This is a genomic window from Aeromonas sp. R5-3 (genome assembly GCF_040908225.1).
Classification (GTDB): domain Bacteria; phylum Pseudomonadota; class Gammaproteobacteria; order Enterobacterales; family Aeromonadaceae; genus Aeromonas; species Aeromonas dhakensis.
Map to the genome: position 1 here is coordinate 515,752 of NZ_JBFODH010000029.1, position 22,725 is coordinate 538,476.

The following is a 22,725-nucleotide window of genomic DNA, read 5'->3' on the forward strand; positions in this document are numbered from 1 at the left end:
TTCTTATTGAGACCTCCCTCGCGAAAAGGTCTCTCGTCGTCAAAGGAATGGACGTTATGGGATTTGCAGGAAGCGATCGCTATCTCGCCTCAGAGGCGCTCAAGATGGCGGTCAATGCCGCCATCGTGCTGGAGAAGCCGCTGCTCATCAAGGGGGAACCCGGCACGGGCAAGACCGAGTTGGCAGAGGCCGTGGCCAGCCATCTGGGCACCGAGCTTATCGCCTGGCACATCAAATCCACCACCAAGGCCCAGCAGGGGCTCTATGAATACGATGCGGTGGCCAGGCTGCGGGACTCCCAGCTCGGCGACCCCAGGGTAGGGGAGATAGGCCACTACATCCGCCGCGGCAAGCTGTGGCAGGCTTTCACTGCCGACCAGCGTCCTGTGCTGCTTATCGATGAAATCGACAAGGCGGACATCGAGTTTCCCAACGATCTGCTGCAGGAGCTGGATCGGATGGAGTTCGACGTCTACGAGACCGGCGAGCGCATCAAGGCCCGCCAGCGCCCAGTGGTCATCATCACTTCCAACAATGAAAAAGAGCTGCCGGATGCCTTCCTGCGCCGCTGCTTCTTCCACTACATCCGCTTCCCCGACAAGGCCGAGATGCAGGCCATCGTCAAACTTCACTACCCCGACCTCAAGGAGAGCCTGCTCGGTGAGGCGATGGATCTCTTTTTCGAACTGCGGGAAGTAGAGGGGCTGCGCAAGAAACCCTCCACCTCGGAACTCTTGGACTGGATCCGGCTGCTGTTGGCTGACGACATCGCCCCCGAGGCGATGCGCGCCCGCGAGCCAGGCAAGCTGGTGCCCGCCCTCTACGGCGCCCTGCTCAAGACAGAGCAGGACCTGCATCTCTTTGAGAAGCTCGCCTTTCTGGCCCGCCGTGGTAGCTAGATGCTGATCGACTTTTTTACCCACCTGCGCCGCCACCAGCTCCCCTGCAGTCTGCGCGAACTTCTGGACTTGCACGGGGCGCTGGCAGCCCGGCTGGCCAGTCTCGACATGGACGAGTTCTACCAGCTCTCCCGCTGCCTGCTGGTAAAAGACGAGGCTCACTACGATCGTTTCGATCGCGCCTTCGCCGAGTATTACGAGGGGTTGGCCGCCATCCCCCTGTTGCCGGAGAGCCTGCCCGATGAGTGGCTGCGCAAGGAGTTCGAGCGGCTGCTGAACGCCGAGGAGAAGGCGTTGCTCCAATCCCTCGGCGGGCTGGATCAGCTGCTGGCGACCCTCAACCAGCGCTTGAACGAGCAGAAGGAGCGCCACGCCGGCGGCAACAAGTGGGTCGGCACCGGTGGCAGCAGCCCGTTCGGCCACGGCGGTTTTCACCCGGAAGGGATCCGCATGGGGGGAGAGGGCCAGCATGGCAAGGCGGTCAAGGTGTGGGAGGCGCGCCATTATCGCAACTTCAGCGAGGATTCGCCGCTGGGGCAACGGGCCATCCAGCTGGCGTTGCGCAAACTCAGGCGCTGGGTGCGTCAGGGCAACCCCGATGAGCTGGATCTCGACGACACCATCCGGAGCACGGCCAGGCAGGGCTGGCTCGATGTGAAGCTCAGACCCGAGCGCCACAACGGGGTCAAGCTGCTGGTCTTCTTCGACGTGGGAGGCTCCATGGATGCCCACGTGGCCGAGGTGCAGCGGCTCTTTTCTGCTCTGCGCCACGAGTTCAAACACCTGGAGTACTTCTATTTTCACAACTGTCTCTACGACTTTGTCTGGCGAGACAACGCCCGCAGGCACGAGGAGCGCTTCGACACCCTGCGCCTGCTGCGCACCTACGGCAGCGACTACAAGGTGATCCTGGTGGGGGATGCCACCATGGGCCCCTACGAGATCACCTGGCCCGGCGGCAGCGTCGAATATTGGAACGAGGAGGCCGGTCAGGTGTGGCTGGCCCGCCTGCAGCAGCATTTTCCCAAGCTGGTGTGGATCAATCCCACCCCGCGGCGGGAGTGGCTCTGGCACCCCTCCATCAAGTTGATGAACGAATTGATCGGCGGGCGCATGCACCCGCTGACTCTGGCGGGTCTGGCTGCGGCCATTGACCAGCTGTGACCCTCTCTACCCGAACAGACCAACAAGCCGGGAGTGAACCCGGCGAGGAGCAAAGATGACCTCTATCGTGATCAGTGGCTCAGGCCTCTATACCCCTCCCTTTGCCGTCAGCAACGAAGCGCTGGTGGCCGCCTTCAACCAGTACGTGGATCTCTACAACGAGGAGAACGCCTCCGCCATCGACGCCGGCCAGCTCCCCGCCAAACAGCATTCGAGCAGCGAGTTCATCGAGAAGGCCTCCGGCATCAAGAGCCGTTATCTGGTGAGCAAGGAGGGGGTGCTGGATCCCGACATCATGCAACCATTGATGGCGGAGCGACCCGATGACAAGCCCTCCATCATGGTGGAGATGGCGGTGGCCGCCGCCGAGCAGGCGCTGATCGCCGCCGGTCGCGAGCCGGGGGAGATCGATCTGGTTATAGTGGCTGCCTCCAACATGCCGCGCCCCTATCCAGCCCTCTCCATCGAACTGCAGCACTATCTGGGGGCGGGCGGCATGGCCTTTGACATGAACGTGGCCTGCTCCTCCGCCACCTTCGGCATCAAGACGGCGGCGGACATGCTGGCGGCTGGTACCGCCCGACTGGCGCTGGTAGTCAACCCGGAGATCTGCTCGGGCCACCTCAACTTTCGAGACAGAGACAGCCACTTCATCTTCGGTGACGCCTGTACCGCCGTGCTGCTGGAGCGGGAGGCCGATTGCCAGGTGGCCAACCCCTGGCAACTGGTGGCCAGCAAGCTGGTGACCCAATACTCCAACAACATCCGCAACAACTTTGGCTTTTTAAACCGGCTCAGCCCGCGCACCCGTTACGGCGATGACAAGCTGTTCCGCCAGCAGGGGCGCAAGGTGTTCAAGGAGGTGCTGCCGCTGGTGTGCGACCAGATCGCCGGCCAGCTCGATGAGCAGGGCTGGGCGGCAGATTCCCTGAGCCGCCTCTGGCTCCACCAGGCCAATCTGACCATGAACCAGTTCATCGCCCGCAAGCTGCTCGGCCACGATGCCAGCCAGCAGGAGGCGCCGGTGATCCTCGACAGCTACGGCAACACCAGTTCGGCGGGTTCCATTATTGCGTTCCATCTGTACAATCGCGACCTTCCCGCGGGGGCCCGCGGCGTGCTCTGCTCGTTTGGCGCCGGCTATTCGATCGGGAGCCTGCTGTTGCGGCGCCTGTGAGGGGCGGGGTCATCTCCCCGCCGTCATGACGATAAGGTTTGGGTGGAATCATGCAGAGGATCACGGGGCGCTGCGCCCTTCACTACGGGGTGACGCTGTCACTCTTTTGTCTTTACGGGCTGCAGGTCTGCCCATTTCTGGAGAGCCTGACGCTGCCCCAGCTGCTGGGGCCCGCGCTGGTGACCTTCACCATCATGTTTGTCCTGCGCGATCAGCTGCTGCGCAAGGTGACGCTGTCCGGTCAGGGGCTGGGAGGCTTCGGGCTGGAGGTGGGCTTCTACCTGCTGGGGGCCTTGCTGCTCTCTGGCTACAACGGCATCCGGTATGATTTTCCGCTGGAGAGCCACCTCAAGATCCTGTTGGGGATGAGCACCCTGGGCTTTCTGGTGGCGGCGGATCTGTCGCTGCAGCGGGACTGGCAGCGGGCCAAGCTGCGGGAACATCAGGCCTGCCTGGTGCTGAACCAGCCGCTGGCCATGCCGGTTTCCCGCAAGTTCTCCCTGTTCGCCTTCACCACCCTGACCCTGCTTGGCGCTGTGTTCTTCCTGCTGTTCAACAAGGATCTGGAGTGGCTGGTCACGGTGGACAAGAGCCTGCCGCGGCTCGATGCCCAACACTACATCTTGCTGGAGATCGCCTTCGTGATGGTGGTGACCTTCGGTTATCTCTGGCTCATCATTCGCGGCTATGGCCGCAACCTGACCCTCTCCCTGATGCATCAGACTCGCGCCATGGCGCAGGTGCAGTGCGGCGATCTGGAGGCGCGGGTGCCGGTGATCCGGGACGATGAGTTCGGCCTGATTGCCGCCGGCACCAACCAGATGATCGGCGAGCTGAAGGCGCGCCAGGACGAGCTCAACCTGACCCGGGACGTGGCCATCCTGGGGCTCGCCTCGCTGGCGGAGACCCGCGACAACGAGACCGGCGCCCACATCATCCGCACCCAGTTCTACGTCAAGGTGCTGGCGGAGCAGTTGAGCCGCAGCGACTGGGAGCGCTATCCGCTGGACGATGCCACCATCGATCTGCTGTTCAAGTCGGCGCCGCTGCACGACGTGGGCAAGGTGGGCATTCCCGATGCCATCCTGCTCAAGCCGGGCAAGCTGACGGACGAGGAGTTCGCCATCATGAAGCGCCACCCCCAGATTGGCGCCGATGCGCTGGCGAGCGCCGAAGCCCAGCTCGGTTCCAACTCCTTCCTGCGGCTGGCGCGGGAGATCTCCCTCACTCACCACGAGAAGTGGGATGGCAGCGGCTATCCGGCTGGGCTGGCGGGGGAGGCGATCCCCTTGTCGGGGCGGCTGATGGCGCTGGCGGATGTCTACGACGCCCTCATCTCAAAACGGGTCTACAAGCCCGCCTTCAGCCATGAGCAGGCCAGAACCATCATAGTGGAGGGGCGTGGCCGCCATTTCGATCCGGCCATCGTCGACGCCTTCCTCGCCTGCGAGGAGGAATTTCGCCAGATTGCCCTCAGGCACAAGGATCACGACTGACAAAAAACCACCCGAACGGGTGGTTTTTTTATGGCTGGCTCACTGGGCCGGCTCGATGGCGAGCACCAGGCAACTGGGCTCGCTGATGCGAAAGCGCACGTTGCAGTCAAACAGCCTGACGCCGTACTCCTTGTCATCCGGCTTGCCCTTCTTGTAGGCGGGGCGGGGATCCTGGGCCAGCACTTCGCTCACCAGCAGGCGCAGCTCGGGGTGGGCCTTGAGCCAGGGTTGCAGCTGCAGCTCCGCCTCCGGGCTGAAACTCACCGCCAGCGGCGGGGTGGGGGCATCGGGGGCAAAACCGCCGCGGGCATCCGGCAGGCTGTCGGCATAGGGAACATAGGGCTTGATGTCGACGATGGGGGTGCCATCGAGCAGGTCCACCGCCCCCAGCTCGAGCCAGAGTTTGCCGCGCGCACGGCCGACCCCGTGCAGCTCGACCACCGAGAGGCCGAGCGGGTTGGGGCGAAAGGTGGAGCGGGTGGCGAACACCCCGACCCGCTCGTTGCCGCCCAGGCGTGGCGGGCGCACCGTCGGGTGCCAGCCCTGCTCCATGGTCTGGTGAAACACGAAGCTGAGCCAGAGGTGGGAGAACTGCTCGATGCCGCGCAGCACGTCCGGCTGATCGTAGGGAGGCAGCAGCTCGAGGCGGGCGCGGGCCGATTTGACCAGACCGGGCTGGCGCGGGATGGCGAACTTCTCCTTGTAGGGAGAGCGGATGATACCCAGGGTGTCGATTTCGAACTTCATGGCGGATCCTGACTGAAAACCCCGGCAATGTAGCACAGCAGCCCTTAAAACGCAGGCTTGCCCGCCAGCCGGTGGCTCTCCGTTTGCCGTGATCCCGCTCCCATCCCGGCCGCCCGAAGGCTGTATCGCGCCGCCAACTTGCGTAGGGTGGGCGCAGGAAGAGTGAAAGGTCCGTCCGCCGGCAGGGCGGGCCGGCACAACCGGCGTGGCCATCGAGGATGGGCCGCGCCGCACAGGGGAGACAGGGATGAAACTGCTGATCATCGGCGGCACCGGATTTCTGGGTCGCCATCTCGCCTCACTGGCGCTGGACTGGGGCCACGAGGTGACCTTGTTCAATCGCGGCCGGCGCCAGCATCCGGACTGGCGCGAGCTCAGCCAGCTGCAGGGGGACCGGGATCAGGACCTGACCCCGCTGCATCACCATCAGGATGGCTGGGATCTGGCCATCGATACCTGCTGCTATCGTCCTGAACAGGCGGCGAGCCTCTCGGCCGCCCTGCTCGGGCGCTGCGAGCGGCTGATCTTCATCTCCACCATCAGCGTCTATCGCGACTTCGCCCAACCCGGGCAGGACGAGTCGGCGCCGCTGCACGAGAGTGCCGAGGGGGAGCTGGCGGAAGATTACGGTCCCCTCAAGGTGTTGTGCGAGGCGACCTATCGTGCCCGTTGGGGCGAGCGGCTCTGCATCTTGCGCCCGGGCGTCTTGTGCGGCCCCCATGATCCCACCGGTCGGCTGGCCTGGTGGATCACGCGGGTGCAGCGAGGCGGCCCCTGGCTGCTTCCGGGGCAGGGGGAAGATCGGTTGCAATATCTGGACGTGCGCGACTGTGCCGAGTTCGTGCTGCGGGCCGCCGAGCAGCAATTGAGCGGCATCTTCAACCTGGTCAAACCGGGCATCGCGCTGAGCGACTGGGTGGATCGCCTGGCCGCCAGGCTGGCCCCCGCCACTGCGATCCTGCCCGAATGGGCGCCCTGGCCCGCGCTGCTGGCCGCCGGGGTGGAGCCCTGGCAGAGCTACCCGACCCTGTTGCCCAATGCACAGCCCGAGTATGCCGGCTATGGCCGCATCAGCGCCGAGGCGGCCATCGTGCAGGGCCTCAATTTTCGGCCGCTGGAGGAGACGGTGGCGGATGTGGCCGAGTGGCTGGCCGGCGCGCCGGACGCTGTGGTGGCCGCCGGCATCACCGCCGAGCAGGAGACGCGGCTGCGTCAGCTGGTCCGCTAGAGGCCAACAAGTGCGGCAGCAAAGCAAAAGGGCATCGAGAGATGCCCTTTTCTGTCTGATGTGAGCGGCGTTATTCGGCGCGCATGGCGGCGCCGGCGGCGGTCAGTTGCTCGCGCAAGATGGCGCGATGACAGCGGGACTCCTGCTCGCAGTAACAGCCCACCGACAGGTTGGTGGTGTGGGAGAGGGCTGCCAGCAGCGCCAGATCGTGCCTGGCGGCGGGAGTGGCCAGCTCTGCCTTGTACTGTTTGCAGAAGGCACTCCACTGGGCGGGTGTCTCGGCAGCCTGGCCCAGCTTCATGGTGTCGTTGCTGGGGGCGAGATTGGGGAACCAGACGTCGTACCAATCCTGGCTGGCAAACTCGGTTTTGGGCACGCCGCGGGGCGGGCGGCGCACTGTGCCGATCCGCAGCCCCTCGTCGGGCAGGCGGGGTGTGCCGAGGCGAACGATGGCCAGTGCCATGCAGGCTCCTTGCAGTTGACGCTTATTTCTCGGTGGCGACTTTCAGCGCCTGACCGTAGCAGATCACCTGTTTCAGGCAACCCGGGGTGTCGCTGAATTCGGCGCACTTGTCGAAGGTGACGCCGTTGCCGCCCATGTCGGCCACGCGGCGGCGGGCCAGGGTGCGGGCCTCACCGGCGTTGGGGATCGGCTGCTTGGCATCGCTCTGGCAGGACTCTCCTTCGACGGTGCCGAGGTAGAGGTAGTTGAGATCGGCCAGCTGGCCCTGTTCATAGATCTGAACGCTGCCCGGCTTGAAGTACTCGTCGAAGTTCTCTTTGTCCAGATTGCTGTTGAAGGCAAAGTCGGCGCAGCCGGAGGCAATCAGGGGCATCATCAGGATCAGGCGTTTCATCGTCTCGTATCTTGTGTCGGTGATGAGGACAGTAGCAAGGCGCAGGCGCTCCATGTCGGCATCTTGTGGAATAGCGAAGGGGCCATTATAGGGGCCAGTCGACGGTGTCGACCAGCCCCATTTTTAGCCGTATGGACGGGGTGTGACAAGGATCCGGCCACGTGTTGCCTGTGCGGCTTCACGCTGCCGGCAAAGATGACTGGCCTGCTGTCACGAGAGAGGGGCGCACTGGGCGCCCCTCTCTCGTTGCTGATCAGGTCGGCGTCAGCCGCTGATGCAGGCTGCGGTAGTAGTCGTCGGCCAGCAGCGCCTGATGGGGGGCGCAGAGGCGGATCTGCCCCTCTTCCATCAGGGCGATCCGGTCCATCTGCTCCAGCCCCAGCAAACGGTGGGAGATGAGCAGCAGGGTGCGATCTGCCCCCAGCTTGAACAGCAGATCCATGATCTCCCGCTCGGTCTGGCTGTCGAGCCCCTCGGTCGGCTCATCCAGCAGCCAGAGCGGCGCGTCGTGCAGCAGGGCGCGGGCGATGCCGATGCGCCGGCGTTCGCCACCGGAGAGCGGCCGGCCGCCATCCCCCAGCCAGGCATCGAGCCCGCTGTCGCTGTGGCCGTTGTCATCTTCCAGCAGATTGGCGAGGCCGACCTGGGTCAGCACCTGCACCAGCTGCTCGTCACTGGCATGGGGGGCGGCCAGCTTGAGGTTGCCGCGCAGGGTATCGGCAAACAGGTGCACCCGCTGGCTCACCACCGAGAGGGAGGCGCGCAGCGCCCCTTCGCTGTAGTCGGTGAGCGGCTTGCCATCGAGCAGGATCTTGCCAGCCTGCGGGTGCCATTCGCGGGTCAGCAGTCCCATCAGAGTGGACTTGCCACAGCCGGTCTGGCCCAGCAGCGCCAGCTTCTCGCCGGCCTGCAGCTGCAGGGTGCAGCCGCGCAGCACCGGCTGCGGGTTGCCTGGGTAGCTGAAATAAAGGTCGCTTATCTGCAGCGCCCCCTGTGGCGCGTGGCGCTCTTCGTGGCCCCACTCGGGGGCCTTGGCCTCTTGCAGGATCTCGTTGAGGCGGCGGGCCGAGGTGAGGCTGGTGGAGAGGTGCTGGAAGGCACCGGCCAGCGGCATCAGCGCCTCGAAGCTGGCCAGGGTGGCGAATACCATCAGCGCCGTGATGGGATCCGGCGCAGCGCCCGCTACCCCGTGGCCGGCCAGCCACAGCATCAGGGTGAGGGTCCAGCCGCTCAGCAGTTGCACCGAGCCGTTGGCCAGCCCGCTCACCCGGGCCATGCGGGCCTGGGCCTGGATCAGCGCCTGTTCGGCCTGCTGCAGCTCGTCGCGCGCCCGGGGGGCGGCGGCAAACATCTGCAGCTCGGCCTGACCGTCCAGATAGTCCACCAGACGGGTACGCAGGCTCGATTTTTCCGCTATCAGCGCCTGTCCGGGCTTGCGGCCGAGGAAGTAGAACACCAGCGGCAGGGCAATCATGCCAAACAGCAGGATGGCACCCAGGGTGAGGGCCAGCTCGCTGTCAAAGAAGGAGAGAAAGAGCACCAGACCGGCAGTGCTGAGCAGGGCCGCGCCTATGGGAGTGACCAGCCGCAGGTATACGTGGTCCATGGCGTCGATGTCGGCCACCAGCCGGTTGAGCAGGTCCGCCTGGCGAAAGCCTGCCAGGGCACCGGTGGAGAGCGGCGAGAGCTTTTGCCAGAACCAGACCCGCAGCCGGGTCAGTACCCGGAAGGTGGCGTCGTGGCTCACCACTCGCTCACCCCAGCGGCCGGCGGTGCGGATGATGGAGAAGAAGCGCACCCCGCCGGCCGGCGTCATGTAGTTGAAGTGATCGCGGGTGGCCGTCGTCAGCCCCGCCACGGCGGCGGCTGAGAGAAACCAGCCGGAGAGCGACAGCAGTCCCATCCCGGCCGCCAGGGTGACCAGTGCCAGCAGCAGACCGATGGAGAGGCTGAGCCAGTGCTGGCGATAGAGGCGCAGAAACGGCAAGAGATCAGTCATCGAGAGAACCCTCGTTACGTTGGGAGAGCAGGTGGGCGAACGGCCCCTGCGCGGTGCTGAGTTGCTGGAAGTTGCCTTGCTCCACCAGCTTGCCACGCTCCAGCACCAGGATCTGGTCCATCTTGGTGAGCTGATCGAGGCGGTGGGTGATCATCAGCAGGGTCTGGTTGGCGATGACCTGCTCCAGCGTGGTCATGATGGCTCGCTCGGAGTGGCGATCCAGGCTGGCGGTCGGCTCGTCCAGCACCATCAGCTGGGTGGACTTGAGCAGGGTACGGGCCAGCGCCAGGCGCTGGGCCTGCCCGACCGAGAGGCCGCCGGCCTGATCCCCCACCGCATAGTCGAGCCCCTTCTCCATGGCGAACTCCCATGCCTGGGCCCGTTTCAGGGCCTCTTCCAGTTCGTCGTCACTGGCGGCGGGCTTGGCCAGCAGCAGGTTGTCACGCAGCGAGGCGTGGAACAGCTGGGGGTTCTGGGAGAGCCAGCCCAGCTGCCTGCGCCACTGGCTCATGTCTAGGCTGGCCAGCTCCTGGCCGTTGACCTTGAGCTCGCCGCGATAGGGGGCAAAGCCGAGCAGGGCGTTGACCAGCGAGCTCTTGCCGGCGCCGCTGATGCCGATGAGGGCGGTGCGTGAACCCGCTTCCAGGGTGAAGTTGATGGGGCCGACCAGCACCTTGCCCTCGGCGCTCAGCACCTCCAGGGCGCGGGCTTCCACCCTGATGGGGGAGTCGGCATGGAACGACGCATTGCCTGAGGCGGGTTCACTCACCTCGGCCTCGAGGAACTCCAGCAGCTGTTCGGCGGCGCCGATGGCCTGCGCCTTGGCGTGGTAGTGGGCACCGAGCTCGCGCAGCGGGGCGTAGAACTCGGGAGCGAGAAACAGCACGAACAGGCCGGTAAAGAGGGTCACTTTGGTGCCATAGTGGCCGAAGTTCAGGTGATCGATATAGGAGAACCCGAAGTAGACGGCCACCAGTGCCACCGAGAGGGCGGCGAAGAACTCCAGTACGGCGGTGCTGAGGAAGGCAAGGCGCAGCACCTCCATGGTGCGTTCGCGAAAATCTTCCGAGGCATCGCGAATGGCATCCCCTTCCGCCTGGGTGCGCATGAAGAGCTGCAGGGTGCGCAGGCCCTTGAGGCGATCGAGGAAGTGGCCGGAGAGACGGGCCAGCGCCTGGAAGTTGCGGCGGTTGGCATCGGCGGCGCCGACCCCCACCAGGATCATGAACAGCGGGATGAGGGGCGCCGTGCCCAGCAGAATGAGGCCAGCGGCCCAGTTGACCGGGAACACGGCCACCAGGATCACCACCGGAATGAACACGGCAATCGCCATTTGCGGCAGGTAGCGGGAGAAGAAGTCCTGCATGTTTTCAATCTGTTCCAGCTGCAGGCTGGCCCAGCTGCCGGCCGGTCGACGCTGGATGTAGGCCGGTCCCAACCGGCCGAGGCGGGTGAGCACCAGCTCGCGGATGGCCTGGCGCACCGCGCTGCCGGCCTTGAAGCTGGCCACCTCGCGGCCATAGGCCAGCACCGCCTTGCCAAGGGTGACCAGCAGCAGGGTAATGAAGAGGGGAATGGATCCCGCCGGGGTGGCGTCTTCGATGATGAAGCCGTGCAGCAGGGTGGCCAGCAGCCAGGCCTGCGCCACCATCAGGATGCCCTGCCCCAGGCCAAAGCCGATGGAGAGGCCGATCCAGCGCCGGCCGTGGCTCGATTGATTGCGCAACCAGCCATAGAGTCGTTTTTGCGTTTTTTTATCCATTACCACCATCCTCGCGTCGAGTGGCGCAAGACTATCCTCGCCCCCCAGGCTTGGCAACCTTGTAAATTCCGGCCGGTGAAAACGATTGATGGAAAAAGCGGCGCGCTGCTCATTAGTTGGTCGAACAGATTGATTTATGGTAAAAAACCGTATCGGGGTGATTGCGCTCGGCGGCAAAATGCATATAGTAGAGGCCCTGACGCGGGTGTAGTTCAATGGTAGAACGGTAGCTTCCCAAGCTGCATACGTGGGTTCGATTCCCATCACCCGCTCCAAATTCCTGATAATGGCCAAAGCCGTTGTCACATCAGCCGAAACGGCTGTCTGTCGTGGGGTTTCCCCATCACACCAAGAAAGTTTTGATGCCAGGCGGGCATCGTATAATGGCTATTACCTCAGCCTTCCAAGCTGATGATGCGGGTTCGATTCCCGCTGCCCGCTCCAGCCTTGATGCAAAAAGCCCACTCCTGCGAGTGGGCTTTTTGTTGTCTGTTTTTTGATGCCGGCGATAGTGCCAGATCGGCCACCCTGAAAGGCGCAGAAATGGAAAAGGCGCCATCGGCGCCTTTTCAACTCGGGAGGGAGGATTATTCCTGCTCCAGCTCGCCGCAGAAGCGATAGCCTTCGCCGTGGATGGTGGCGATGATCTCGGGGGTGTCGTTGACGCTCTCGAAGTGCTTGCGGATGCGGCGGATGGTGACATCCACGGTACGGTCGTGGGGCTTGAGCTCACGGCCGGTCATCTTCTTGAGCAGCTCGGCACGGGTCTGGATCTGGCCCGGGTTTTCGCAGAAGTGCAGCATGGCGCGGAACTCGGAGCGCGGCAGCTTGAACATGTCGCCAGCCGGGCTGACAAGGGCGCGGCTGTTGATGTCCAGTGCCCAGCCGTTGAACAGGTAACGCTCCACCAGTTTCTTCTCTTCGCCACCGGCGGCCACGTTCATGGTGCGGCTCAGCAGGTTGCGGGCACGGATGGTCAGCTCGCGGGGGTTGAACGGCTTGGTGATGTAATCGTCGGCGCCGATTTCCAGACCCAGGATCTTGTCCACTTCGTTGTCGCGACCGGTCAGGAACATCAGGGCGATGTTGTCGTCTTCACGCAGCTCACGAGCCAGCAGCAGGCCATTCTTGCCCGGCAGGTTGATGTCCATGATCACCAGGTTGATGGTGTGGGCAGTCAGGGCCTGATGCATTTCGTCGCCATTGTTGGCTTCGAGCACGATATAGCCCTCTGCCTCGAAGATGCTTTTCAGGGTATTGCGAGTGACCAGTTCGTCTTCGACGATCAGAATGTGTGGTGTTTGCATGAGTATTCCCAGATTCTTATCAGTTAATTATCTAAATTTTAACACTCTTTGGCGTTACCCGACCGGTCCTGAAAATTAATTACGTCATCCTGGGTATGAATATCAGGTCGGATTATCGCGAATTTGGCATCAGCGTTGGCAAACATCCCTGTGCCACACATAGGCTCTCAATAAGTCTGAGCGAGAGAAGCCTGGAAAGGTAGTCCATTACAAAAGTGGCTGCATTTTATCAGTTAACAGGCGCATAACAACACTCTTTGCCGTCAGATAGCAACTTTTTAACTCTGGTTTGATATAGGTCAAACCCTGAGTTCACAGCATGATACTTGGGGTTGCCCCCATTTTCGCCCCTATAAAATGTAATGGAATGTAACATGTGGTTGACATGAATTTGTGGGAAAACTACAGAAAAATCTGCTTTATTGCACCCTTTTCGGCGCCGAAATGGCCTGCCTACGCCATAGTGACGGCCTGGAATCCGGCCAGTCGCCAGCTGGGAATGCGTCGCAATACCCGCCGTCAGCGGGCCCTGTGGCGGGCCATTGCGGCGGTTCCTAGTTGGCAGGTGATGGGACCTTGCCGGGGCAGTTCGCTGGATGAAACATGGCAGGAGTCGTCGCTGCTGCTGGCCTGCCCGCGCAGCGAGGCCATCCAACTGGCAGCCCGTTTTGGTCAGAATGCCATCTACTGGGTGGAACAGGGGGAGATCTGGCTGCTGCCGGTGTTGCTGGCGGGGGAGCCACACCATCTGGGCAGAATTGAATCCCACTGGATTGTCAGGGGCTCTTCTTGATGAAAGAATGAGCGAATTCATGTCCATGGAAGGAGACTTATGATGCTGGATCTACTGCCCGATCTCTGTGACGAGTATGGCGATGCTCTGCAGGTGGCGGAGCCGCTGTTTCAAAATTTTGGTGGCAAGGCGCTGTTTCACGGCCAGGCGGTCACTCTATCCTGTTACGAGGACAACAGCCTGGTGCGGGAGCTGGTCAACCGGCCCGGGCAGGGGCGGGTGATGGTGATCGATGGCGGCGGTTCCCTGCGCCGCGCCCTGCTCGGCGATCAGCTGGCGATCAAGGCGGCGGAGCAGGGCTGGGAAGGAATCGTGATCTACGGCGCCGTGCGCGACGTGGGCACGCTGGCGACGCTGGCGCTGGGGGTCAAGGCGCTGGCGCCCTGCCCGGTCAAGACCGAGAAACGGGGGCTGGGTGAGCTGGATGCGGTGGTGTCGTTTGCCGGGGTGACCATACATCCGGGTGACTATGTCTACGCCGATCTCAACGGCGTGCTGGTGAGCGCCACCCGGCTTATCTGATCTCGCTAGAAGTTGAAGCCGACCCCGACGCTGAGGGATTGTTCGGTGCGAAAGGCGCTGACGCCGTAGTTGGCGGTGATGGCCAGTTGCGGGGTCAGCAGCAGGCTGGTGTTGAGCTCCAGCAGGGTGCTGGGCTTGTTCAGCTCCAGCTGTTTGAGCTGGCTGCCGATGTTGAGCATGGGGGAGAGCTGGTAGCGCACCCCCGAGCTCAGGTTGTAACCGGATTGCTCGCTGCTGGGGCCGATGGCCGGGCCTGCTTCCATGTAGAGGCTGACGCCATCGTGCAGCGGATATTGATAGCCGGTATTGATAAGCCAGAGATCGAAACTGTCGTTGTGATGAGTCTGACTGCCGAGCAGGACGCCTGAGTAGCTTTTGACGTAGAGCTGGCTGTCGGTATCGTTCTTGAGGAAATCCCAGTCGGCGGCCTGGGCGGTGAGGCTGAGGCATGAGACGAGTGCGATGACGGATGATTTGACCATTCTTTTCCCCTCCCTGGGTCCGGAACAGGAATACAAGCATGGCACATGCCAGCTGTTAGTAAAGGGAACCCCGATCACAATAAAACAGTTTTGATTTGCTCTGGTCTCATGATACACAGGCCCCCATCATCCTGTTTCTTCCCCTATTTCGCTGATATCGAGAGGTGAATCCATGAACAAGAAACTGACTCTGCTGGCCGCGCTGGCCCTGGGGGGCTGCGCCATGGCCACTGGTTCCAAACTGACGCAACTGCAAGCCTCCACCTGGCAACTGCAAGGGGCGAGCGGCGACACCTTTACCCTGCAAGTCGCCGGTGACAAGGTGGCGGGCAAAGGCGGCTGCAACCGCTATTTCGGCAGCATCACCCAGCAGGGTGACGGCGTACTGGCGCTGGGCCCCATGGGCTCGACCCGCATGATGTGCATGGGCGAGCTGGCCGGCAAGGAGATGCTCTACCTGCAGACGCTGGAGAAAGTGGCGAGCTTCCAGATCAGTGGCCAGCAGCTGGTGCTGAGCGACGCCAACAAGGCGGCACTGCTCACCTTTGACGCCATGCCTGCCGCCAAGTAACTGACGTTTTTGTCAGAGGCTGTCGTAGCGCACGCAGCCGGATGCAGAAAGGGACGCCACGGCGTCCCTTTTGCTATTTGCACTCCCTTTTGCAACGGGGCGTGGATCGATTAGCCGCCGCGCTGGAACTTGAAACGCTTCTTGCGCCGGTAGGGATAGACATCCTCGAACACCCCCTCCTTGATGTTGCTCTGCAGCATCTTCCAGTAGTTGGCGTCGAACATCTCCTTGTGCAGCGCCAGCATGATCTCGCGCACCTGCGGCTTTTGCAGCAGGAAGGTGGCGAACTCCTCGGGGAAAATGTCGTTGGGGGCCACCGAATACCAGGGCTCGGCGCTCCATTCGTCTTCGGGGTAGCGCGGTGGCGGGATCTGGCGGAAGTTGCACTCCGTCATGTAGCAGATCTCGTCATAGTCGTAGAACACCACCCGGCCGTGGCGGGTGACGCCGAAGTTCTTGAACAGCATGTCCCCCGGGAAGATGTTGGCCGCCGCCAGCTGCTTGATGGCGTTGCCGTACTCCTCCAGCGCGAGCCGGGTCTGCTGCTCGTCTGCCTTGTCCAGATAGAGGTTGAGCGGGATCATCTTGCGCTCTGTGTAGAGGTGCTTGATCACCAGCTTGTCGGCGGTGATGGTGAGCGCCGAGGGGGCCACCGCCTTGAGTTCGGCCAGCAGCTCCGGCGAGATGCGATCGAGGGGAAACTCGAAGTTGGTGAACTCCTGGGTATCGGCCATCCGCCCCACCCGGTCGTGCTGCTTTACCAGCCGGTACTTCGCCTTCACCTGCTCGTGGCTCACGTCCTTGGGGGGCGTGAACTCGTCCTTTATCACTTTGAACACCACGTCGTAGGAGGGGAGGGTGAACACGCTCATCACCATTCCCTTGATGCCCGGCGCGATGACGAACTGCTCGCGGCTCTGGGCCAGATGGTGCTGATAGTGGCGGTAGATCTCGGTCTTGCCGTGCTTCTGGCAGCCGATGGCGTTGTAGATCTCGTAGTCCGGCTTGTGGGGCATGATCTGGCGCAAGAAGGCGACGAACAGCGCCGGCACCGGGGCATAGACCATGAAGTAGGCGCGGGCGAAGCCAAACACGATGGAGGCGAGATCCGGCTCGAAGATGACGGTATCCACATAGATGCTCTGGCCGGTGCTGAGCAGGGGCAGGATGAAGGGAAAGACCTGCTCCCTTGCCCGGATCAGCCCCACCAGATAGGCCCCCTTGTTGCGGTAGAAGACCTCTCTCAATAGTTCGATGGCGAAAGGCTCATCGTGCAGAATATGCGGACCGTTCTCGGCAAGATGGCGATGGATATCGACAATATCCCGCTGTTTGTCCTCATAGGGCAGGGTGAAGCTGTAATCTCCCAGCAGTTGGCTCAGGGTCTGCGGCAGGTGGGCGAGATCGGTGCGATAGATGCGCAGCAATGCGCTCAGATCGGGTTTGTCACCGCGGCTGACGAAAGGGTGGATGTAGAGGTTCTCGTCGCGGATGTTGCGATGGCGAAAGATGCGGCGGTAGACGGAGTTGAAGAAGGACTCCGCCACCTCGAAGTTCTCGCACTTGGGCAGCAGGTCGCTGAAGGCCCCCTTGACCCGCTTGAGCAGCTCCTGGGTGGCGTGGTGTTCTCCCATCATCTGGCGGATGGAGCCGGCCGTCGCCCCCACGTGGTGGTCATAGAGGCGGATGCGCTCGCGCCCCGCCAGCTGCACTCCGAGCCAGTCGCTGTTTTCAAAACGGCTCTTGCTGCCCTGGGTGATTTCGAGAAACCGGCTGTAAAACGACTCGAAGCGTTGCAGAATCGTCTCGGCGACGGCCTGTTCCAATGGCTGCTGCATCTCTCTCTTCCTTGTGATCTGTCGGGCCGATGGCGCCTGGGATTGGCTGCAATTTGTCCACATTCCTGGCCACTATGGCAATATTCAAACGTCTGTTCAAGTGGCAATTTTCGGGTGAAAACGGTAGATTGCGCCCCTGTTTTGCCGACGTTCCGCTGTGGTTTGCACGTTCGGCCCTGCCCAGGAGAAGACCCGATGAAACTCTATTTTGTGCTGGTGGCCCCCGCCCGCCCTGCCAACGTGGGCGCCGCCGCCCGCGCCATGAAAACCATGGGCTTTGATGCCATGCGACTGGTGGCAAGCCGGGTGCACGAAGAGGAGGAGGCGAGCTGGGTGGCCCACGGTGCACAGGAGATCCTGGCCCAGGCCGAGGCGTTCGACACCCTGGAAGAGGCGCTGGCCGACATGGATCTGGTGGTGGCCACCACTGCCCGCCAGCGCGGCCGTTATCAGCACTACCTCACTCCGGCGGAGATTCGTGACCAGATCAAGGCCAAGCCTTCCTTGGACAAGGTCGCCATCGTGTTTGGTTGCGAGGAGTCGGGCCTCTCCAACGAGCAGCTGGCCCAGGTCGATCTCATCAGTTACCTGCCGCTCAAGGTGAGCTACCCGTCCCTGAACCTGGGCCAGGCGATCATGCTGTATGCCTACGAGCTGAGCCAGTTGCTTGATGAGCCCGAGGCGCTAGCAGAAAATATTGATAACGCCGGACAGGTTCGGGTACTGAAAAGCAAAACAGCAGAAATTCTTGGTGATCTAGGTGTTTCGCAGGATGAAAAACTGCATCAGTGGGTGATGGACCGAGTGCCCATGCTACCGCAGCGGGATTTGAATATGCTCCACCTGCTCTGCAAAGACCTTGCCCGCAAACTTGGCAAAGAGGTTTAGGTTGACAGCCCTGCGCCCGGCGCGGTATTGCTAAAAGCCAGCTTCGTTCAAGAGTGTTCGTCATGCAGTTATTCACCAGCGTCATCACCACCACCATTATTACCGGTACCACCACAGGTGGCACTGGGGCCGGTTGATGCGCTGACGAACAAGCACAGAAATCAGAAAAGGCCCGTACCCACCCAGTACGGGCCTTTTTGTTGGATGATTTTCAGAACCATTTTCGGGCAAATTTGCAAGGATCACAGGGAGAGAAAGCGATGAGAGTGTTGAAGTTTGGCGGGTCGTCACTGGCCGATGCAGAGCGTTTTTTACGGGTCGCCGATATCGCGGTGAATACCCACGGCCAATCCCAGGTTGCCCTGGTGCTGTCGGCACCGGCCAAGGTGACCAACCACCTGGTGGCCCTGGTGGAGCAGACCAGCCGCGGCATGGATGCCAGCAGCACCCTGTTTGAAATCAACGGTATCTTCTCCCGCCTGCTGGCCGGCTTGAAGGCAGCCTATCCGGCGCTGGATGACAAGGCGCTGCAGGCCCGTCTCACCAGCGAACTGGATCAGGTGGAGCGGCTGATGCAGGGCATCCGCCTGCTGGGGCTCTGCCCGGACAACGTGCAGGCCCGCATCCTGAGCCGGGGCGAGAACCTCTCCATCGCCTTCATGCACGAGCTGCTGCGGGTACGAGGCCTCGAGCTGGACCTCATTGTGCCGGAAGAGCTGCTGGTGACCGACGGCGGCTATCTGGAGGCTCACGTCGACATCGAAGCCTCCCGCTTGCGCTTCGCCGCCAAGGGGTTGCGTAGCGACTGCCTTTACCTGATGCCGGGCTTCACCGGTGGCAGCGACAAGGGCGAAACCGTGCTGCTCGGTCGTAATGGGTCGGATTACAGCGCAGCCGTGCTGGCCGCCTGCGTCGATGCCGAGTGCTGCGAGATCTGGACCGACGTCGAGGGCTGCTACAACTGCGACCCGCGCCTGGTGCCGGACGCCTATCTGCTGAAGACCCTCTCCTACAAGGAGGCGATGGAGCTCTCCTACTTCGGTGCCAAGGTACTGCACCCGAAGACCATCGCGCCGGTGGCCCAGTTCCACATTCCCTGCCTCATCAAGAACAGCTTCAACCCGCAGGGGCCGGGCACCCTTATCGGCGTCGAGCAGGGGGATGACGACCTCAAGGTGAAGGCCATCTCGGATCTCTCCGGCATGTGCATGTTCAACGTCTCCGGCCCCGGCATGAAGGGGATGGTGGGCATGGCCGGCCGCATCTTCTCCGCCGTCTCCCGCGCCGGGGTCAGCATCGTCCTCATCACCCAGTCATCCTCCGAGTACAGCGTCAGCTTCTGTATCCACAGCTATGACTGCGACAAGACCCGCAAGGTGCTGGAGCGCGAGTTCGAGCTGGAATTCAAGAACCAGCTGCTGGATCCGCTGGAGATCATGCAGGATCTGGCGATCATCTCCCTCATCGGTGACGGCATGCGCACCAGCAAGGGGATGGCGGCCCGCTTCTTCACCTCGCTGGCGCAAGCTTCCATCAACATCGTCGCCATCGCCCAGGGCTCGAGCGAGCGCTCCATCTCTGCGGTGGTGCGGGATCGCAAGGTGGCCGAAGCCATCAAGGCCTGCCACCAGAACTTCTTCGGCAGCCAACAGTTCATCGATCTCTTCGTGGTCGGCGTCGGCGGTGTCGGCGCAGCCCTGGTGGATCAGATTGCCCGCCAGCAGCCGGTATTGGCCGAGCAGGGCACTGGCCTGCGGGTAGTGGGCATCGCCAACAGCCGCCAGATGGCGGTCAACAAGGATGGCCTGAACCTCGCCAACTGGCGTGAACAGCTGGTGGAAGCCCGCGACAGCTTCAGCCTGGAGGCGGTGAAGAAGCTGGTGGAAGAGAGTCACCTCATCAACCCGGTGATCGTCGATTGCACCTCCAGCGAGGCCATCGCCGTCCAGTACGCCGACTTCCTCGCCGCCGGTTTCCACGTGGTGACCCCGAACAAGAAGGCCAACACCGGCTCGCTCGATTACTACAAGGCGCTGCGTCGCACCGCCCGCCAGACCCGTCGCAAGTTCCTGTACGAAACCAACGTGGGCGCCGGCCTGCCGGTCATCGAGAACCTGCAGAACCTGATCAAGGCTGGCGACAAGCTGCGCGCCTTCGACGGCGTGCTCTCCGGTTCGCTCTCCTTTATCTTCGGCAAGCTGGACGAGGGGATGGCCTTCTCCGATGCCACCAAGATTGCCCGTGGCAACGGCTTTACCGAGCCGGATCCGCGCGACGACCTCAACGGCATGGACGTGGCCCGCAAGCTGCTCATTCTGGCCCGCGAGGCTGGTATGGCGCTGGAGCTCTCCGATGTGGAAGTGGAGCAGGCGCTGCCGCCGGGCTTTGATGTGAGCGGCGACGTGGAAGCCTTTATGGCCCGCCTGCCGGAGGCTGACGGCTGGTTCCGCGATCAGTTCGCGGCGGCCCAGCGTGAAGGCAAGGTGCTGCGCTACGTGGGTTCCATCGAGGGTGGCAAGTGCAAGGTCGCCATCAAGGCGGTCGGTGCCGACGAGCCGCTGTTCAAGGTCAAAGACGGGGAGAACGCGCTCGCCTTCTTCTCTACCTACTACCAGCCGATCCCGCTGGTGCTGCGCGGCTATGGCGCCGGTACCGAAGTGACCGCCGCGGGCGTCTTTGCCGACGTGCTGCGCACCCAGAACTGGAAGCAGGAGTTGTAAGCATGAGTTCAGACATGTACCAGAGCAGCAGCGTGGTGGCCTATGCCCCCGCCTCCAGCGCCAACCTGAGCGTGGGATTCGATGTACTGGGGGCGGCGCTCGCCCCCGTGGATGGCTCTCTGCTCGGGGATCGCGTCCAGGTCAAAGCGGCCAATGTGCCGTTTGCCCTCTCCTCCGTGGGCCGCTACGCCCACAAGTTGCCGGCTGACCCGAAAAAGAACATCCTCCATGACTGCTGGCTCGCCTATGGCGAGGCGCTGGAGAAACGGGGCCTTGGTCTCAAGCCGCTCGAAATGGTGCTGGAGAAGAACCTGCCGGTGGGCTCGGGTCTGGGTTCCAGCGCCTGCAGCGTGGTGGCGGCACTCGAAGGCCTCAACGCCTTTCACGGCGCCCCCCTCAATGAACACGACCTGCTGCTGCTGATGGGGGAGATGGAAGGGAAGATCTCCGGCTCCGTCCATTACGACAACGTCGCCCCCTGCTATCTGGGCGGCATGCAGCTGGTGCTGGAAGAGCACGGCGTCATCAGCCAGGGCATCCCGGTGTTTGACGAGTGGTACTGGGTGGTCTGCTACCCGGGCACAGTGGTCTCCACTGCCGCCGCCCGCGCCATTTTGCCGGCCCAGTATCGCCGCCAGGATTGCCTCACCTATGGCCGCCGGCTGGCCGCTTTCGTGCACGCCAGCTACACCGGGCAGGAGGGGCTGGCGGCGAGTGTACTCAAAGACGTGATTGCCGAGCCTTACCGGGCGGCGCTCATTGAAGGTTTCAACGAGGTGCGAGCCCAGGCCGCCCAGAACGGGGCGCTGGCCACCGGCATCTCGGGCTCCGGCCCCAGCGTCTTCGTGGTGATGAAGGATCTGGCCCAGGCCGAGCGGATGAAAGAGTGGATGGACGCACATTTCGTGCAAAACGAAGATGGATTTGCCCGGGTTTGCAAACTTGACATGGCCGGGGCACGGGTAACAGGAAGCGAACTATGAATCTTTACAATATCAAGGACAAGAGTGAACAGGTGAGCTTCGCCCAGGCGGTGCGTCAGGGTCTGGGCCGCGAACAGGGTCTGTTCTTCCCCGAGCAGCTTGAGCCGTTGGCCGATGTGGATGCCCTGCTGGAGTTGCCGCTGGTGGAGCGCTCCGCCCGCATCCTCAGCCACCTGCTGGGGGACGAGGTGGCCGCACCTCAGGTACACGAGCTGGTCAAGGCCGCCTTCACCTTCCCGGCGCCGCTGGTGAAACTCAAAGACGGCACCTATGCCCTCGAACTGTTCCACGGCCCAACCCTGGCATTCAAGGATTTCGGCGGCCGCTTTATGGCCCAGTGCCTTGCGGCGTTTAGAACCAACGACAAGATCACCATCTTGACCGCCACCTCCGGCGACACCGGCGCCGCCGTGGCCCACGCCTTTTACGGGCTGGAGGGGATCGAGGTGGTGATCCTCTACCCGAAAGGCAAGATAAGCCCGCTGCAGGAGGCGCTGTTCTGTACCTTGGGTGGCAACATCCGCACCATCGCCATCGACGGCGACTTCGATGCCTGCCAGGCGCTGGTGAAGCAATCCTTCGATGACGAGGCGCTGAAAAAGGCCATTGGTCTGAACTCCGCCAACTCCATCAACATCAGCCGCTTGCTGGCCCAGGTTTGCTACTACTTCGAGGCGGTGGCCCAGCTGCCGAAAGCCGATCGTGCCAAGGCGGTCATCAGCGTGCCGTCCGGCAACTTTGGCAACCTCACCGCAGGCTTAATCGCCAAGGCGCTGGGGCTGCCGGTGAAGCGCTTTATCGCTGCCACCAACGCCAACGATACCGTACCGCGCTACCTGAAATCCGGCCAATGGGAACCGCACCAGACAGTGGCAACCCTGTCGAATGCCATGGACGTGAGCCGCCCCAACAACTGGCCGCGAGTAGAAGAGCTGTGCCGTCGCAAAGGCTGGGCGCTGGAGACCCTGGGGTCAGGCATGCGTGACGATGCCCAGACCCGTGATGCGCTCAAACGCCTGCACCAGCTGGATTACCTGTGCGAGCCCCACGGCGCCATTGCCTGGGATCTGCTGGGCGAACAGCTGGCCGAGGACGAAGTGGGGGTGTTCCTCTGCACCGCCCATCCGGCCAAGTTCAAGGAGTCGGTGGACGAGATCCTGGGACTGGACGTGCCGCTGCCCGGCCCGCTCGCCAAGCACGCCGTGCTGCCGCTCTTGTCCCACAATCTGCCGGCGGAGTTTGCCCCGCTAAGGGCCTTCCTGCTCGGTTAAGTTGATTGCGAATCCCCCGAC

The 22,725-nt window shown here is 62.8% G+C and carries 20 protein-coding genes, 2 tRNA genes and 1 other annotated feature; of the genes, 14 read left to right on the plus strand and 8 right to left on the minus strand.

Annotation, left to right across the window (positions count from 1 at the left end; genetic code table 11):
- The first annotated feature begins 56 nt into the window (after positions 1-56).
- The 4 genes from AB5Y95_RS21625 to AB5Y95_RS21640 are packed head-to-tail and all read left to right on the plus strand — an operon-like array spanning position 57 to position 4,736.
- Entirely contained in the window at positions 57-899 is an 843-nt protein-coding gene (locus AB5Y95_RS21625; RefSeq protein ID WP_201891867.1) for a MoxR family ATPase, read from the plus strand.
- Entirely contained in the window at positions 900-2,063 is a 1,164-nt protein-coding gene (locus AB5Y95_RS21630) for a VWA domain-containing protein (protein ID WP_368162073.1), read from the plus strand.
- Between the two features lie 55 nt (positions 2,064-2,118).
- On the plus strand, positions 2,119-3,240 hold the full coding sequence (locus tag AB5Y95_RS21635; protein WP_123245590.1) for a beta-ketoacyl-ACP synthase III: 1,122 nt from the start codon (positions 2,119-2,121) through the stop codon (positions 3,238-3,240).
- Positions 3,241-3,290: 50 nt separating this feature from the next.
- Positions 3,291-4,736, plus strand: a complete 1,446-nt coding sequence (locus tag AB5Y95_RS21640) for an HD domain-containing phosphohydrolase (RefSeq protein WP_017778395.1) — start codon at positions 3,291-3,293, stop codon at positions 4,734-4,736.
- Positions 4,737-4,775: 39 nt separating this feature from the next.
- On the opposite strand, the gene tsaA is transcribed toward AB5Y95_RS21640, so the two are convergent.
- On the minus strand, positions 4,776-5,483 hold the full coding sequence (gene tsaA / locus AB5Y95_RS21645) for a tRNA (N6-threonylcarbamoyladenosine(37)-N6)-methyltransferase TrmO (RefSeq protein ID WP_219325356.1): 708 nt from the start codon (positions 5,481-5,483) through the stop codon (positions 4,776-4,778).
- Between the two features lie 247 nt (positions 5,484-5,730).
- On the opposite strand from tsaA, the gene AB5Y95_RS21650 reads away from it, so the two are divergent.
- On the plus strand, positions 5,731-6,711 hold the full coding sequence (locus AB5Y95_RS21650; RefSeq protein ID WP_368162077.1) for an NAD-dependent epimerase/dehydratase family protein: 981 nt from the start codon (positions 5,731-5,733) through the stop codon (positions 6,709-6,711).
- A gap of 70 nt (positions 6,712-6,781) precedes the next feature.
- Here the strand turns inward: AB5Y95_RS21650 and AB5Y95_RS21655 are convergent, their stop codons facing one another.
- The 4 genes from AB5Y95_RS21655 to cydD all read right to left on the minus strand — a co-directional run bounded on the left by AB5Y95_RS21655 (position 6,782) and on the right by cydD (position 11,329).
- Entirely contained in the window at positions 6,782-7,174 is a 393-nt protein-coding gene (locus AB5Y95_RS21655; protein WP_005303108.1) for a DUF488 domain-containing protein, read from the minus strand.
- A 22-nt stretch (positions 7,175-7,196) separates the two neighbouring features.
- Entirely contained in the window at positions 7,197-7,568 is a 372-nt protein-coding gene (rcsF, locus tag AB5Y95_RS21660; protein WP_010633326.1) for an Rcs stress response system protein RcsF, read from the minus strand.
- A 253-nt stretch (positions 7,569-7,821) separates the two neighbouring features.
- Positions 7,822-9,567 (minus strand): cysteine/glutathione ABC transporter ATP-binding protein/permease CydC, encoded by a 1,746-nt coding sequence (gene cydC, locus AB5Y95_RS21665; protein WP_324042903.1) that lies wholly within the window; start codon positions 9,565-9,567, stop codon positions 7,822-7,824.
- Positions 9,560-11,329 carry a cysteine/glutathione ABC transporter permease/ATP-binding protein CydD gene (gene cydD / locus AB5Y95_RS21670; RefSeq protein WP_368162079.1) on the minus strand — a complete coding sequence of 590 codons (1,770 nt, stop codon included), beginning with the start codon at positions 11,327-11,329 and terminating at the stop codon, positions 9,560-9,562. The genes cydC and cydD overlap by 8 nt, the downstream gene beginning before the upstream one ends.
- Before the next feature lie 201 nt (positions 11,330-11,530).
- Between cydD and AB5Y95_RS21675 the strand changes: the two genes are divergently transcribed.
- Both AB5Y95_RS21675 and AB5Y95_RS21680 read left to right on the plus strand, forming a co-directional pair.
- Positions 11,531-11,604 (plus strand) — tRNA-Gly (locus AB5Y95_RS21675).
- 94 nt (positions 11,605-11,698) lie between these two features.
- Positions 11,699-11,773 (plus strand) — tRNA-Gly (locus AB5Y95_RS21680).
- A gap of 143 nt (positions 11,774-11,916) precedes the next feature.
- Here AB5Y95_RS21680 and arcA read toward each other — a convergent pair.
- Positions 11,917-12,636, minus strand: a complete 720-nt coding sequence (gene arcA, locus AB5Y95_RS21685) for a two-component system response regulator ArcA (protein ID WP_010633329.1) — start codon at positions 12,634-12,636, stop codon at positions 11,917-11,919.
- A gap of 376 nt (positions 12,637-13,012) precedes the next feature.
- Here arcA and AB5Y95_RS21690 point away from each other — a divergent pair, with 376 nt between their 5' ends.
- Complete coding sequence (locus tag AB5Y95_RS21690) at positions 13,013-13,429, plus strand: DUF3293 domain-containing protein (RefSeq protein ID WP_368162082.1); 417 nt, start codon at positions 13,013-13,015, stop codon at positions 13,427-13,429.
- Between the two features lie 42 nt (positions 13,430-13,471).
- Positions 13,472-13,951 (plus strand): putative 4-hydroxy-4-methyl-2-oxoglutarate aldolase, encoded by a 480-nt coding sequence (locus tag AB5Y95_RS21695; RefSeq protein WP_010633331.1) that lies wholly within the window; start codon positions 13,472-13,474, stop codon positions 13,949-13,951.
- A 5-nt stretch (positions 13,952-13,956) separates the two neighbouring features.
- Here AB5Y95_RS21695 and AB5Y95_RS21700 read toward each other — a convergent pair whose 3' ends face one another.
- Positions 13,957-14,433 carry a hypothetical protein gene (locus tag AB5Y95_RS21700; RefSeq protein ID WP_021463125.1) on the minus strand — a complete coding sequence of 159 codons (477 nt, stop codon included), beginning with the start codon at positions 14,431-14,433 and terminating at the stop codon, positions 13,957-13,959.
- Between the two features lie 172 nt (positions 14,434-14,605).
- Between AB5Y95_RS21700 and AB5Y95_RS21705 the strand changes: the two genes are divergently transcribed.
- Positions 14,606-15,004 (plus strand): META domain-containing protein, encoded by a 399-nt coding sequence (locus tag AB5Y95_RS21705; protein ID WP_010633332.1) that lies wholly within the window; start codon positions 14,606-14,608, stop codon positions 15,002-15,004.
- A 110-nt stretch (positions 15,005-15,114) separates the two neighbouring features.
- On the opposite strand, the gene aceK is transcribed toward AB5Y95_RS21705, so the two are convergent.
- Positions 15,115-16,842 carry a bifunctional isocitrate dehydrogenase kinase/phosphatase gene (gene aceK, locus AB5Y95_RS21710; RefSeq protein WP_368162084.1) on the minus strand — a complete coding sequence of 576 codons (1,728 nt, stop codon included), beginning with the start codon at positions 16,840-16,842 and terminating at the stop codon, positions 15,115-15,117.
- 195 nt (positions 16,843-17,037) lie between these two features.
- Between aceK and AB5Y95_RS21715 the strand changes: the two genes are divergently transcribed.
- From AB5Y95_RS21715 to thrC, 4 genes are all read left to right on the plus strand, one after another.
- Entirely contained in the window at positions 17,038-17,730 is a 693-nt protein-coding gene (locus AB5Y95_RS21715) for a tRNA/rRNA methyltransferase (RefSeq protein ID WP_201899001.1), read from the plus strand.
- Between the two features lie 72 nt (positions 17,731-17,802).
- Positions 17,803-17,932: a sequence feature (Thr leader region), on the plus strand.
- Between the two features lie 58 nt (positions 17,933-17,990).
- Entirely contained in the window at positions 17,991-20,450 is a 2,460-nt protein-coding gene (gene thrA, locus AB5Y95_RS21720; RefSeq protein WP_201899002.1) for a bifunctional aspartate kinase/homoserine dehydrogenase I, read from the plus strand.
- A 2-nt stretch (positions 20,451-20,452) separates the two neighbouring features.
- Positions 20,453-21,433, plus strand: a complete 981-nt coding sequence (thrB, locus tag AB5Y95_RS21725) for a homoserine kinase (RefSeq protein WP_026458973.1) — start codon at positions 20,453-20,455, stop codon at positions 21,431-21,433.
- Positions 21,430-22,704 carry a threonine synthase gene (gene thrC / locus AB5Y95_RS21730; RefSeq protein ID WP_019839424.1) on the plus strand — a complete coding sequence of 425 codons (1,275 nt, stop codon included), beginning with the start codon at positions 21,430-21,432 and terminating at the stop codon, positions 22,702-22,704. The genes thrB and thrC overlap by 4 nt, the downstream gene beginning before the upstream one ends.
- The last annotated feature ends 21 nt before the right edge of the window (positions 22,705-22,725 follow it).